Raw genomic sequence first — 12,459 nt, 5'->3', positions numbered from 1 at the left:
GCCCGTAATACTGGGTAGCGGGGCAAGGCCGAAATCTCGGCCCTAGATTGCTCCGCGCCGATGGAGGATCGAAGTGAGCGTGGCGGCTGCGAGCGCCCAGGCCGCTCCCAGCGCCCAGCCGGCCAGCACGTCACTGGGATAATGGACGCCGAGCAATACGCGCGAGATGCCCACCAGCGTCGTCAGGACGATGGCGACTCCAAAAAAGAAAACCCTTTCCCGCCATCGACCTGACAATTGGGCAAGCAAGGCGCCGAGCGTGAGATAGGTTACAGCCGCGATCATCGAATGCCCGCTCGGAAAGCTGGCCGACAGGTCTTGAGCCAGCGCGGAAAATTCCGGCCGTGGGCGGTCAAAAAACGTCTTGAGGAGGTCGGTAAGCAGAGACCCGCTAATGACGGCGCCTGACACCAATATTGCAGCGCCGGCGCGACGTGTAAGCAACAGGTAGATTACGACGCTTGAGACCATCAGCGTTAGAACGGAAAAGCTTCCAAGGGCCGTCACGTCCCGCACCGCTTCCTGAAGCCAGAATGGTCCGATCATCTGGCTGGGGTCGCCCGGGGCCCTGAACATTTCGAGTATCGCTATATCGATTTCGTGGGTTTCGCTCTCGTTGACCTCGTCGGCGATTTCGATAAACGCAAAGATCAGCGCCGCTGCCAGTCCGACGCCAAACAGCACCGCCTGCTCTGCGAATACGATCTCGCGCACCTGCCGGAGCCGGTTGCGGGAAAGATGGTGCTTGAAAAATTTGAGCAATATGCGGCCTCCGACTGGCGATCAGGTGAGGGGGCGAACAAGCGATACGGCTCCAGACCTATCCAATTTTGATGTTCTAGCCCAGCAAAGATCGGCATTTTAGCGATTTGCATAACGCCGGTTGCACGACAAGCGGGGTAGGGCATAATCGCTGCGGGGGCTCAGACAACGACCAAAAAAGGTTTGTGCGTACCGTGTCCGAAATCTGGCAACCCCTAATTGCCAACCTGGCCGTTGTGGCCCTGTTCTCTTCCATCTGGTCTTTGGCGTCCGATTGGCTGGACAAGCAGCGTTGGATTGTCCGCAAGCTTTGCATAGGCGCCCTGGTCGGCAGCGCGGCCGTTTCCACGATGCTGTTGGCCGTCGAAATCGTGCCCGGCGTGGTCTATGATCTCAGAACCAGTGTCGTGGCCGTAGGGGCATTCTTCAGCGGTCCGCTGGTCGCCGCCGTTGCGATCGTCATGGCGGGGACATATCGGCTGCTCGAAGGTGGAGCCGGCGCCGCGCTGGGCGTTTTCCATCTGGCAGCGGCCGCCCTTGTCGGGTTGGGCGTTCGGACAACAGCCCGATCTCCATTGCCAAATCCATTCTGGATACTCTTTCTCGCCGTTGCGATGGCTCTGCTGTTGCTGGTGATGGTGTTTCTTCTCACCCGTGTCGTCAGTCTTGAGGAAGCCCGTGATTTTGTCGTGCCCGGGATGGTCTTGACCCTTTTGGCGACGCTGATGATGGGGTTGACCATACTTGGCGCCCGTCAGGCGGGGCGCGACCGATCCATCCCGCGGGCGGCTCTCGCGCAGGCGCCCGAATTTCTCTACGTCAAGGACACACAGGGCCGGTTCCTGACTGTGAACGAGGCCGTGGCCCGGCATCATGGATATCCCGATCCCGGCGGAATGATCGGATTGACCGACTTCGATATCACCGGCCCGGAACGAGCGCAGGAACTCTATGAGCAGGAACGAACCATCATGGAGAGCAGATCCGCCCTGCTGGATTTTGAGGAGGAAGTGGCCGACAAATCGGGACGACCCCGCTGGTATCGAACCTCGAAAGTTCCGCTTAGCGGCAAGGATGGTCGGATCGTCGGGCTGGCCGGGATGACCGTCGATACCACGGTCGTCAAGCAACTCGAGCGCGAGCTCATCGAGAGCCGTGACCGCCTCTCTCTTGCCATGTCCGAAATGAGCGATGGCCTCGCGCTGTTTGATCGCGACGGCTATCTGGTCTTTTGCAATGACCAGTATCGGGACGCGTTTCCTCGGTCCGCGCATGCGCGGGTGCCGGGAAAACACATCAATGAGATATTGCTCGAATGCGCACGCACTGGCGAACAGCTCGGCATCCCCGACGACGACATCGAAGGATGGGTGCAACGCGTCGGCAGCCTGTTGCGGGTGCCCAATGTGGTCACCGTCGAACTGTTTAACGGCAGTTACCTCCAATTGCGCAATCAGACGGCCAGCAATGACTCCGCCGTGGTCATTGTCACCGATGTCACCGACCTCAAACTTGCCGAACGCGCTCTGATCGAGGCCAATGCCGATCTTTCCCGGCAGGCGTCCACCGATGCCCTGACAGGGCTCGCCAATCGTCGGGTATTCGATGAAACTCTGGAGCGGGATATGGCACGTTGCGGACGTGCAGGAACACCGCTGAGCCTGATCCTGCTCGATGTGGATCGGTTCAAGCATTACAACGACGTAAATGGCCATCAGGCCGGCGATCGGTGCCTGATCATGGTGGCTAACGCCATGAAGACCAGCCTGCTCCGGCCATCCGATCTTGCCGCGCGATATGGCGGGGAAGAGTTTGCAGTCATTTTGCCGGACACCAATCAGGCCGGCGCTGAAGCCGTTGCCGAGCGCATTCGCGGTGCCATCGCCGACGCGAGCATTCGCGATCTGGGGAACGAGGTTACCGCCAGCCTCGGCGTAGCCGAATATGATCTGGCCAGAGCGCCTACGACACCCGAGAGCCTCGTGCGCCGGGCCGATGGCGCCCTTTATTCCGCCAAGGCGGCCGGACGAAATCGCGTTATGGCGGCTGCGGCAGAGTAGCGCTCGCACCGGATTGGCGCCGCACACATAAACTTTCAAAATTGTTATTGCAAAAAAATGCAATCGTTATTATCTGGCAGTCTTAGTCTCAACTGACCGCTCACGAAAGCCTACTCATGCCTGTAAGACCCGAAGTCACCGGATTTTTCGAGCCCCGTACGTTTTCCATCCAATATGTAGTCGCTGACCCCGAAACCGGGAAATGCGCCATTGTGGATCCGGTTCTGGACTACGACGAAAAATCCGCCTGCACAGCCACCATTCAGGCCGACAAACTGCTCACCTTCATCGCGGCGAAGGGATACGAACTCGAGTGGATACTGGACACCCATCCTCACGCCGATCATTTTTCTGCGGCCCAGTACCTCAAGGAAAAAACCGGCGTACGAACCGCAATCGGCGAAAAAGTCGTCGAGGTCCAGAAGCTCTGGAAGAGCATTTACAACTGGCCCGATTTCAGGACCGATGGCAGTCAGTGGGACAAGCTGTTCGCCGATGGAGATGAGTTCAAGGTCGGCAACATGCCCGCCAGGGTCATGTTCTCGCCCGGGCACACGCTGGCTTCGATAACGTATTTGATCGGCGATGCGGCTTTCGTCCACGACACGCTTTTCATGCCCGATAGCGGCACGGCGCGTGCCGATTTCCCCGGCGGAAGTTCTGGAGTGCTCTGGAATTCGATACAGGCCATTCTGGCGCTGCCCGACGAAACTCGCATTTTTACCGGGCATGACTACCAGCCTGGCGGCCGTGAACCACGATGGGAATCGACGGTGGCCGAACAGAGGGTCACCAACATCCACATGTCAAAATACACGACCATGGATGCTTTCAGGGCGGCCCGGGATGCGCGCGACAAGACGCTTCCCATGCCAAAGCTGATCCTGCACGCCCTGCAGATCAATACCAATGGCGGGCGGCTGCCCGAGCCCGAATCCAACGGCAAGCGCTATCTCAAGATTCCGCTCGACGCGTTGGGAGGTGCACCATGGTGATCGGAACCGAAACACAAGAACTCCCTCACCGGACAACAGTCATCAAGGACAGGGTCGACGAGGCGACGGCTTTTCTCAAGAAGTTGGCCAACCGGGACCGCCTGCTCGTTGTATGCGCGCTGGTCGAGGGCGAGCGCAGCGTGCGCGGGCTCGAAGACCTGCTCAATATCCGCCAGCCCGGCCTGTCCCAGCAACTCGCCGAACTGCGCAGCGCTGGCATGATCGAGGCCCGCAAGGAGGGCAAGGCGGTCTTTTACCGCCTGTCCGATCCCAAGGTGAAGGCCATCGTTTCCACCATGTACGACCTGTTCTGCGGACCGGACGCACAGTGATCTCTCATCTTCCGCTTTAAGCGATCGAGGTATTCTCAATGACTGAATTCACTCTCTTGCCCTCGCTGTTTGGCGGGGCGCTGATCGGGCTGGCCTCCGTCCTGCTCATGGCGTTTCATGGACGCATTGCGGGTATGACCGGCATTCTTACCGCCGTTATTCCCCCTGTTCATGGCGATTGGGCCTGGCGGGCGGCGTTTCTTGGCGGCGCCATCGTTGCCCCGATCCTCATCGTTGCCATTTTTGGCGATGTCGTCAGCTTCCAAAGCCGGGTTCCCGTGCCCTGGCTGATTGGTGGCGGGCTCTGCGTTGGCATCGGTGTGTATTTCGGCTCCGGCTGTACGTCTGGACACGGGGTTTGCGGCATTGCCCGTCTCTCTCCGCGCTCTATCGTTGCCACCATCGTCTTTATGGCCTCAACCGCCGCGACCGTATTCGTCATTCGCCACGTTCTCGGAGGTCTATGATGCAGAAGATTGTATTTGCGGGCGTCATCGGCCTGATCTTCGGCGCCGGGATTGCTGTTTCAGGCATGGCCAATCCGGCCAAAGTGCTCAATTTTTTCGACTTTGCCGGCTCTTGGGATCCGTCTTTGGCTCTCGTTATGGCCAGCGCACTGGCCGTGACTGCCGCAGGCTATTTCTTCGTCCTCAAACGGCCAGCGCCCGTTTTTGACAAGGCATTCCATGTGCCCGTATCCAAGGCGATCGACGTGCCGCTGGTGGCCGGCTCGGCGATCTTCGGCATCGGCTGGGGCATTACGGGGTTTTGTCCTGGCGGTTCGATTCCCGCCCTCGGCCTTGGTGAGCCCGACGCTTTCGTCTTCGTTGCCGCGATGATTGGCGGCATCATGCTGGCGCGCAGTGCACGCCAAATCCTGACCAGCCGTGAACTCCAGACTCCAAGGTGATTGCCATGAACATCAATAAGATCGACGAGCGCTTTTCAACCACCGGACAGATCAATCCCGGCGATATCGAAGCGCTCAAGGATATGGGGTTCGTGGGTATCGTTTGCGCCCGTCCCGATGATGAGGAGTCAGATCAACCAAATTTTGCGCAGATTGAAGCCGCGGCGCGGGCAGCGGGTCTTTCCGCCCACCATGTGCCGGTATCCGGTCCGCCGACCGAGGGACAGATCATTCGCTTCCACGAAGCGATGGCATCTCTCGATGGCCCGGTGCTCGGCTACTGCCGCTCGGGTGCGCGTGCCGGGAGCCTTTACGCCACACTCGATCGATAGGGCTCTTGGCCATGCTCGAAAAATACGTCCCCATCCTCAATTGGGGTAGCCGGTACTCGCGGCACAAGTTTGGCCGCGATTTTCTGGCTGCGGTGATCGTTACGATCATGCTGATCCCGCAATCTCTGGCCTATGCGCTGTTGGCCGGATTGCCGCCCGAAGTCGGGCTTTATGCCTCTATCCTGCCGCTGGTCGCCTATGGGATTTTCGGCTCGTCCACCTCTCTGGCCGTTGGTCCGGTTGCAGTCGTGTCGCTGATGACGGCGGCCGCCATAGGGCGGATCGCGCAGGAGGGCACCGCGGACTATGCTAGCGCGGCGGTCGTGCTGGCTCTGCTCTCAGGGGGTATCCTCGCGCTTATGGGTCTGTTCCGGCTGGGCTTCATCGCCAATTTCCTCTCTCATCCGGTGATCTCCGGCTTCATTACGGCGTCCGGCCTCATCATTGCGACGAGCCAGGTCGGTGGACTGCTTGGCATCTCCGGCACGGGCCATGCAATGCCCGAACTGATGGTCTCGATCGTCGAAAATTGGGGGCAGTTCAACCCTTATACGTTCGTGGTCGGCGCAGCCTCGCTTGCGGCACTCATCTGGGTCCGGCTCGGTATGAGGCGGACCCTGGTTGCAGCGGGGCTGTCTGCTGGGGTGGCCATGTTCGCCGTTCGCGCCGCCCCCGTTGTCGTGGTGCTGCTGGCAATCGTTGCCTCGGCGGTGTTTGACCTTGGCACGAAAGGCGTGGCGCTGGTGGGGGCAGTACCGCAGGGGCTCCCCCTGTTTTCACTGCCCAATCTCGACCTTGATCTTGTCAGCGCCCTTATCGGCCCGGCGCTCATCATTTCGATCGTCGGTTTCGTTGAGTCGATTTCCGTTGCCCAGACCCTTGCCGCCAAAAAGCGTGAGCGCATAGATCCCGATAGGGAACTGGTGGGGCTCGGCGCGGCCAACGTCGCCTCAGCCATCGGCTCGGGTTTTCCGGTTACGGGCGGATTTGCGCGTTCGGTGGTCAATCATGACGCCGGCGCGGCGACACCTGCGGCGGGCATGTTCACGGCGGTCGGCATTGCCATCGCCACGCTTGTGCTGACCCCTTTTCTCGCGCTTTTGCCCAAGGCGACGCTGGCTGCAACGATCGTCGTGGCGGTGCTGGCACTGGTCGATTTCTCCATCCTGAAAAAATCCTGGACCTATTCGAGAGCCGATTTTCTTGCCGTGGCGACAACTCTCGCGGGAACGCTGATCTTCGGGGTCGAAGCCGGCATTTCCCTTGGTGTGGCGGCATCGTTGTTGGTGTTTTTCTACCGCAGTTCGCGACCCCATATGGCAATCGTTGGCCGGGTCCCGGGGACCGAACACTTCCGCAATATCAACCGTCACGATGTTCGGACCGACCCTCACATTCTCGCACTGCGGGTCGATGAAAGTCTCTATTTTGCCAATGCGCGCTATCTCGAAGAGCGGATCGCCGGCGAGATTTCCTCAAGGCCGGAGATAACACAGGTCATTCTGATGTGCCCGGCTATAAACGCCATCGACATGTCGGCCCTCGAAAGCCTCGAAGCGATCAATATTCGCCTTACCGAACAAGGCATTGGCCTGAACCTGTCCGAGGTGAAAGGTCCGGTGATGGATCGGCTCAAGCGAACCGATTTCCTCGATCATCTCAACGGCGAGGTGTTCCTGAGCCATCACGACGCGGTGGCGGCGCTATCGGCTAATCGCGCCCCCTGAACCGGCGCTGATAGGCGGCATCGTAGAGCGAGCTGTCGGAAAACCCTTCGGCGGCAAGGGTTTGACCCACGAAGATGATTGCCGTGCGCTCAATGGGGTCCGTCGCGATTTTCCCGGCGATATCGCCCAGTGTGCCGCGGACGATTTTTTCCCTGTCCCAACTGGCCCACGCAACGATGGCGACTGGGCAATCGGGGCCGTAGAGCGGGGTGAGTTCGGCGACGATTTCATCGAGCGCGTGGATGGCCAGATGGATGGCGAGTGTTGCGCCGCTGGCCCCGAAATTGGCGAGGGTTTCGCGGTCCGGCATCGCCGAAGCACGTCCGGAAACGCGTGTCAGAATAAGGCTTTGCGCCAGGGTTGGCTTGGTCAGCTCCTGCCCAAGTGCCGCAGCCGCGGCGGCGAATGCGGGGACGCCCGGCGTCAGGGTGTAGGGGATGGAATGGGCATCAAGGCGGCGAATCTGTTCGGCGACCGCGCTCCACATGGAAAGATCGCCCGAATGCAGGCGTGCAACGTCCAGACCTGCTGCGTGGGCCGCGAGATACTCAGCCTCAATTTCATCGAGCGACAATGGGGCGGTATCGACCAGACGGGCATCTTTGGGGCACCAGTCGAGCAGGTCTTTCGGGACAATCGATCCGGCATAAAGGCAGACGGGACAACGGCTTAGGATGTCGCGCCCGCGTACGGTTATGAGGTCCGCCGCGCCGGGTCCGGCGCCGATGAAATGGACGCTCATTTGGCCCACACCCATTGGGTGACCGGCATGGCGGGACGCCAGCCGCTCATGGTGCCCAGCGGTTCGGCGCGGGCGATCTGAATGCGCGTGAGGCTGCCGCCCATTTGCTGATGGAGCAGCGCCAAAAGCGCTTCCATTTCAAGGGTTACCGCGTTGGCGACCAGTCGCCCGCCGGGCTTGAGCGCGGCGATCGCGGCATCGATGACGCCATCCTCGGTGCCGCCACCACCGATAAAGATGGCGTCAGGTTGCTCAAGTTTCTCAAGGACTTGCGGCGCACGCCCGACTCTGATTGTCAGCCCCGGAACGCCCATCAAAGCCGCATTGTCCGCAATGCGGGCACTGCGTACGGGATCGGCCTCAATGGCGATGGCCGAGAGCGAAGGGTCCGACAGCATCCATTCGATGCCGACCGAACCCGAACCCGCCCCGATGTCCCACAGCAATTCGCCGCGCCGGGGGGCGAGGGCGGAAAGGGTCAGCGCGCGGATTTCGTGCTTGGTGATCTGCCCGTCATGGTCGAACCAGTCATCGGGCAAGCCCGGCGTGAGCGGTACGATGCGCGCGTTTTCGTCGGCCAGGATATCTATCGCCAGAACGTTGAGCGGACTGATGTTTCCGATATCGAAAGACTGCGCTGGCGTGGTGCGCACTTTCTCGTGCGGACCGCCCAGTGCGTCGAGAACCGTTACCGCGCTGCGACCAAACCCGGCTTCGGTCAAAAGTCCCGAGATCCGGGCCGGTTCGGTCTCATCGGACGTCAGGGCAAGGATTTTTCGGCCCGGATGCATGTGCGGCAAGACCAGTTCGATGGGCCGCCCGTGCAACGACAATGTTGTCACGTCCTGCAGCGGCCATCCCATGCGGGCGGCGGCGAGAGAGAACGAGGAAGGGCTTGTAATCACAAGCATTTCCACTGCCGGAATGCGGCGGGCCAGAGTGGCGCCGATCCCGTAATGGAAGGGGTCTCCACTGGCGAGGACGCAGACGCGCTTGCGCCCGCGCAACCGGGCGACTTCTTCAATCGAGGTTTCGATCGGGCTTTGCCAGCGGCGCTGTTCGGCAAGGTTCATGCCGCGCACGAGGCGCAGATGCCGCTCGCCACCGAACACCACTTCCGCGTTGGCAATCAACGACTTGGTGAGATCGGTAAGACCATCCAGCCCGTCCTCACCGATGCCGACGATGGTGAGCCAGCGGTCAGCCATGTTCGGGCACCCAGCGCGGTGTGTAAACGAGATCGGGCTTTTCGGGGCGTTCGATCACCCGTGTGAGGGCATTGCCGATGATGAGGCAGGTGGACATGTCGATGGTCTCGGGCTTTACCTCGGAGAGCGCCTGACGCCCAATAGACCCTCGGTGCACTCCCACGCCACGCCCAATGGACACCACGGTTTCAGGGGGCAGAATTTCGCGCAGGATTTCAAGCGCCTTGCCCAGTTGCCAGGGCCGCGATTTCGAGATGGGGTTATAAAATGCAATGGCAAAGCCGGCGCCGGCGGCGGCGCGGATGCGCTTTTCGATGATCGCCCACGGCTTGAGATTGTCCGAAAGCGAAATGGCACAAAAATCATTGCCCAACGGGGCGCCGATCCGGGCCGCTGTTGCCAGCATAGCGGTGACGCCGGGGACGATGATAAGGTCGATGTCGCGCCACTCGGGCTCGCCGGTGTCGATCGCTTCGCAGACCGCGGCGGCCATGGCAAACACCCCCGGATCGCCGCCCGAAACCATGGCGACGGTGTTGCCCTCTGCGGCCAGCGCAAGCGCTGAGCGGGCGCGGTCGAGTTCCTCGCGATTGTCCGAAGGGACGGCGACCTGCTCAGGCGAAAGGTTCAGCCGCTCGATATAGGGCTTGTAGCCGAAGAAGTGGCTCGAAGCGGCAATGGCGGCCTGCGCTTCGAGTGTAATCTGCTCGGGGCTGCCCGGACCGGTCCCGATGACGTACAGCGTGCCGCTCATGGACGTGTCTTCCAGCCGGGAACCAGGATCTGGCTGAAATAGGGGGCAGGACTGTCGTCGCGGTCCTTGAGCGGCAGGACGATTGCAGTGTCCATGGTGCCGCGCTCGACATAGATGGCGCTGTCGAATTTCCCGGCGGCTTTGAGCGCGTCGCGGATTTTCGGCAGGTTACGGCCCACCTTCATGATGACGGCGCTATCTGTGGAGCCTAGACGGGTCTGAAGATCGGCAAGATCGAGCGTTCCCGGCAGGACGGTGAATATGTCGTCGCCCTGCATGAGCGGCACGCCCGCTTGCGACCAGCAACCCGAAAGAGAGGTAACGCCCGCGATCACCTCGGTGGAATAGGCGGGGGCCAGGCGCACATGAATGTGCATGTAGGAGCCGTAAAAGAACGGATCGCCTTCCGACAGCACGGCGACTGTCTTGCCCTTATCGAGATGGTGGGCGATGTGCAGCGCCGCATCGTCAAAGAACGCAGCGATCTGGCTCTTGTAACTTTCATCGTGCCGATGGACTTCGGTGGTGACCGGATATTCCAGCGGCAATTCGATGGCGTTTTCCGGCCAGTGGGGCGCAACGATGGCGCGGGCATTGCCGGGGCGACCGCGCTTGAGGAAATGGGCGACGACATCGGCATCGAGAATGGCGCGCACGGCCTTGAGCGTCAAAAGCTCGGGATCGCCCGGCCCGGTGCCCACCCCGATCAGCCTGCCCCGTGTCTGGCTCATATGCCGGGCCTCGCAAGCGCGTTGAGCGCGGCGGCGGTCATGGCGCTGCCACCAAGACGGCCTTCGACGATGGCGAAAGGAACGCCGTAGGAATTTTCCCTAAGTGCCTGTTTTGACTCCGTTGCGCCCACGAAGCCCACCGGCATGCCGATGATGGCGGCGGGTTTTGGCGCGCCGTCGCGGAGCAGTTCGAGAAGGTGGAACAGCGCGGTCGGTGCATTGCCGATGGCGACCACGGCGCCCTCGAGACGCGGCAGCCAGATGTGGATGGCGGCGGCCGAACGCGTATTGCCATGGTCCTGCGCCAAAAAGGGGGTTTCGATATTGTTGATCTCGCAGATCACTTCATTGTCCGCCGGCAGGCGCGAACGCGTGACACCGCGCGCCACCATTTCGGCATCGGTGAAAATCGGCTTGCCACGTTCGAGCGCACCGCGCGCCGCTTCGACGAAGCCGGGAGAGAAATGGAAATGCCGGGCCGCCTCGACCATGCCGCAGGCGTGGATCATCCGCACGGCGAGGTCGGCCTCGGCGGGTGAGAAGCGCGAAAGGTCGGCCTCGGCGCGGATGGTGGCGAAGGACTGGCGGTAAATCTCTTGCCCGTCGCGGACATAGTCATATTGCGTCATTGCTGCCCCAGCCGGCCAAGAACCGAAAGCGTCGTCTCGCCGGGCTGGCGAATATCGCGGATTCGATTGGCCAAAGAAACGATGCCGGTTTCAATAGCGTCAGGATCGAGCGTTGCAAGCGGTTTGGCGTCGGGTGCGCGGTAAAGCGTCAATTCGCTGCCATCGAGCACGATGCCGGGACGCCCCGCATGGGGGCATCCCTTGGCGCAAGTTGAGACGTGAATGTGGAACGAGCCGTCGATCAGTTCGGGCGAGGCGGAATAGAACGCCTGCGCCAGCTCGGCCGCCTGGATGACGCCCGCGTCGGTGTCTTCAGCCCCCGAGCAAATCGACAGTTTTACGCCGGTAGCATCAGGGCGGGTCCAATAGCCGACCCGTGCCAGGGCCGGGGCGAGGTCGCGCAGGGTCGAGGCGTCGAACCCGACAAGGACAAGAGAGCGGTCCGGCGCCGTGCGGGCTTCCCCCACGCCCTGTTCGGCCATGATCTGGGCCAGATCGCGAACCTGTCGCGCGCGCACCTGACCGAAGGGCAGGCCGATGCGCAGGGCGGGGGCATGGTCCGAAAGGCTCAAGGGGCCGACCATGTAGCTGGCGGGGCGGACGCTGGAATACGCGCGCGGGCGGAGGTTTTTGATTTTCGCGGCAATCGCGGGGGCGGCAAGATCGCTGGCGCGGACGCGCTGGCCTTCGGCCTGAAGCGCTTCGAGGATGATCGCCACAGCGGCGGGGATATCGGCCTCATCGAGCTCGCCAAGCGTGTCGCTGCCCAATTCGAGCACCCAGCCATCGGGGCGGGCGATCAGCCGGATATCGGCCTTAAGGCCGTCGAGCAGGACCTGGCCGCCGGTGACAAGGACGATGGAAAGTTTTGGCGAAAGCGGGCCGTGGGCGAGCGCATCGTTACAGACGGCGCGCAGGGCGAGGGCCAGCGGGCGTGGATCGGCCATGGCCTTGGGGTCGTCGCTCGCCAGCGGGGAGATTTCGATGGCAGGCGTCGGCTGGGCGGCAATACCGGCATTGGCAAGCGCGTCGCGAAAGGGAGCCGCCGACGAATCGGAAAGCCCGCGCACTTGCAGATTGCCCCGCGCCGTAACCTCGATCAGCCCGTTGCCATGGGCGTCCGCCGCGTCGGCCAGTGCCGCGAGTTGGTCGGGGGAAAGCCCCCTTTCAGGACGAAAGCGGGCGAGCAGGCCATCGGCCACGGCCATGGGGTTTTCGAGGGTCGGGCAGGCGCCGCGTGGGGTTGGAGCTGCTGTCATATGCGTCTCTTAGCAAGC

At 61.6% G+C, this 12,459-nt stretch carries 14 protein-coding genes; 7 read left to right on the top strand and 7 right to left on the bottom strand.

The features are described from left to right. Nucleotides 1-42: 42 nt before the first annotated feature. On the bottom strand, nucleotides 43-762 hold the full coding sequence (locus ACP148_RS09925) for a phosphatase PAP2 family protein (RefSeq protein ID WP_421950745.1): 720 nt from the start codon (nucleotides 760-762) through the stop codon (nucleotides 43-45). Nucleotides 763-956: 194 nt separating this feature from the next. On the opposite strand from ACP148_RS09925, the gene ACP148_RS09920 reads away from it, so the two are divergent. The 7 genes from ACP148_RS09920 to ACP148_RS09890 all read left to right on the top strand — a co-directional run bounded on the left by ACP148_RS09920 (nucleotide 957) and on the right by ACP148_RS09890 (nucleotide 7,118). After that, on the top strand, nucleotides 957-2,822 hold the full coding sequence (locus ACP148_RS09920) for a diguanylate cyclase (RefSeq protein ID WP_421950744.1): 1,866 nt from the start codon (nucleotides 957-959) through the stop codon (nucleotides 2,820-2,822). 116 nt (nucleotides 2,823-2,938) lie between these two features. Next, nucleotides 2,939-3,817, top strand: a complete 879-nt coding sequence (locus tag ACP148_RS09915; protein WP_421950743.1) for an MBL fold metallo-hydrolase — start codon at nucleotides 2,939-2,941, stop codon at nucleotides 3,815-3,817. Beyond that, nucleotides 3,811-4,149, top strand: a complete 339-nt coding sequence (locus ACP148_RS09910; protein ID WP_421950742.1) for an ArsR/SmtB family transcription factor — start codon at nucleotides 3,811-3,813, stop codon at nucleotides 4,147-4,149. Before ACP148_RS09915 ends, ACP148_RS09910 begins: the two co-directional genes overlap by 7 nt. Before the next feature lie 38 nt (nucleotides 4,150-4,187). Continuing rightward, nucleotides 4,188-4,616, top strand: coding sequence for a YeeE/YedE family protein (locus ACP148_RS09905; RefSeq protein WP_421950741.1), 429 nt, complete (start codon nucleotides 4,188-4,190; stop codon nucleotides 4,614-4,616). After that, nucleotides 4,613-5,059, top strand: coding sequence for a DUF6691 family protein (locus ACP148_RS09900; RefSeq protein WP_421950740.1), 447 nt, complete (start codon nucleotides 4,613-4,615; stop codon nucleotides 5,057-5,059). Before ACP148_RS09905 ends, ACP148_RS09900 begins: the two co-directional genes overlap by 4 nt. Before the next feature lie 5 nt (nucleotides 5,060-5,064). Next, nucleotides 5,065-5,391 (top strand): TIGR01244 family sulfur transferase, encoded by a 327-nt coding sequence (locus ACP148_RS09895; protein ID WP_421950739.1) that lies wholly within the window; start codon nucleotides 5,065-5,067, stop codon nucleotides 5,389-5,391. 11 nt (nucleotides 5,392-5,402) lie between these two features. Then, complete coding sequence (locus tag ACP148_RS09890; RefSeq protein WP_421950738.1) at nucleotides 5,403-7,118, top strand: SulP family inorganic anion transporter; 1,716 nt, start codon at nucleotides 5,403-5,405, stop codon at nucleotides 7,116-7,118. Here the strand turns inward: ACP148_RS09890 and cobM are convergent. Genes cobM through ACP148_RS09860 form a run of 6 tightly spaced genes read right to left on the bottom strand, consistent with a single transcriptional unit; the run spans nucleotide 7,102 to nucleotide 12,441 of the window. After that, nucleotides 7,102-7,860 carry a precorrin-4 C(11)-methyltransferase gene (gene cobM / locus ACP148_RS09885; RefSeq protein ID WP_421950737.1) on the bottom strand — a complete coding sequence of 253 codons (759 nt, stop codon included), beginning with the start codon at nucleotides 7,858-7,860 and terminating at the stop codon, nucleotides 7,102-7,104. The two genes, ACP148_RS09890 and cobM, sit on opposite strands and share 17 nt — an antisense overlap. Further along, the gene (gene cbiE / locus ACP148_RS09880; RefSeq protein WP_421950736.1) at nucleotides 7,857-9,068 is read right to left on the bottom strand and encodes a precorrin-6y C5,15-methyltransferase (decarboxylating) subunit CbiE; all 1,212 of its coding nucleotides are present in this window, start codon (nucleotides 9,066-9,068) and stop codon (nucleotides 7,857-7,859) included. The genes cobM and cbiE overlap by 4 nt, the downstream gene beginning before the upstream one ends. Beyond that, nucleotides 9,061-9,822, bottom strand: coding sequence for a precorrin-3B C(17)-methyltransferase (gene cobJ / locus ACP148_RS09875; RefSeq protein ID WP_421950735.1), 762 nt, complete (start codon nucleotides 9,820-9,822; stop codon nucleotides 9,061-9,063). The genes cbiE and cobJ overlap by 8 nt, the downstream gene beginning before the upstream one ends. Further along, the gene (locus tag ACP148_RS09870) at nucleotides 9,819-10,553 is read right to left on the bottom strand and encodes a precorrin-2 C(20)-methyltransferase (RefSeq protein ID WP_421950734.1); all 735 of its coding nucleotides are present in this window, start codon (nucleotides 10,551-10,553) and stop codon (nucleotides 9,819-9,821) included. The genes cobJ and ACP148_RS09870 overlap by 4 nt, the downstream gene beginning before the upstream one ends. Continuing rightward, a complete protein-coding gene (locus tag ACP148_RS09865; RefSeq protein ID WP_421950733.1) occupies nucleotides 10,550-11,182 on the bottom strand; it encodes a precorrin-8X methylmutase in 633 nt (210 codons plus the stop codon). The genes ACP148_RS09870 and ACP148_RS09865 overlap by 4 nt, the downstream gene beginning before the upstream one ends. Next, entirely contained in the window at nucleotides 11,179-12,441 is a 1,263-nt protein-coding gene (locus ACP148_RS09860; RefSeq protein WP_421950732.1) for a hypothetical protein, read from the bottom strand. Before ACP148_RS09860 ends, ACP148_RS09865 begins: the two co-directional genes overlap by 4 nt. Between the last annotated feature and the right edge of the window lie 18 nt (nucleotides 12,442-12,459).

Source organism: Pelagibacterium sp., assembly GCF_965249125.1.
GTDB lineage: Bacteria > Pseudomonadota > Alphaproteobacteria > Rhizobiales > Devosiaceae > Pelagibacterium.
The sequence above is the reverse complement of the archived record's forward strand: the minus strand, read 5'-3'. Positions and strand labels throughout refer to the sequence as shown.

What these genes read in the sequence shown, in the direction of transcription:
- ACP148_RS09865 (WP_421950733.1), bottom strand. Translation starts at nt 11,182, where the DNA reads ATGACGCAATATGACTATGTCCGCGACGGGCAAGAGATTTACCGCCAG.
- ACP148_RS09905 (WP_421950741.1), top strand. Translation starts at nt 4,188, where the DNA reads ATGACTGAATTCACTCTCTTGCCCTCGCTGTTTGGCGGGGCGCTGATC.
- cobM (WP_421950737.1), bottom strand. Translation starts at nt 7,860, where the DNA reads ATGAGCGTCCATTTCATCGGCGCCGGACCCGGCGCGGCGGACCTCATA.
- ACP148_RS09915 (WP_421950743.1), top strand. Translation starts at nt 2,939, where the DNA reads ATGCCTGTAAGACCCGAAGTCACCGGATTTTTCGAGCCCCGTACGTTT.
- ACP148_RS09900 (WP_421950740.1), top strand. Translation starts at nt 4,613, where the DNA reads ATGATGCAGAAGATTGTATTTGCGGGCGTCATCGGCCTGATCTTCGGC.
- cobJ (WP_421950735.1), bottom strand. Translation starts at nt 9,822, where the DNA reads ATGAGCGGCACGCTGTACGTCATCGGGACCGGTCCGGGCAGCCCCGAG.
- ACP148_RS09890 (WP_421950738.1), top strand. Translation starts at nt 5,403, where the DNA reads ATGCTCGAAAAATACGTCCCCATCCTCAATTGGGGTAGCCGGTACTCG.
- cbiE (WP_421950736.1), bottom strand. Translation starts at nt 9,068, where the DNA reads ATGGCTGACCGCTGGCTCACCATCGTCGGCATCGGTGAGGACGGGCTG.
- ACP148_RS09860 (WP_421950732.1), bottom strand. Translation starts at nt 12,441, where the DNA reads ATGACAGCAGCTCCAACCCCACGCGGCGCCTGCCCGACCCTCGAAAAC.
- ACP148_RS09870 (WP_421950734.1), bottom strand. Translation starts at nt 10,553, where the DNA reads ATGAGCCAGACACGGGGCAGGCTGATCGGGGTGGGCACCGGGCCGGGC.
- ACP148_RS09895 (WP_421950739.1), top strand. Translation starts at nt 5,065, where the DNA reads ATGAACATCAATAAGATCGACGAGCGCTTTTCAACCACCGGACAGATC.
- ACP148_RS09910 (WP_421950742.1), top strand. Translation starts at nt 3,811, where the DNA reads ATGGTGATCGGAACCGAAACACAAGAACTCCCTCACCGGACAACAGTC.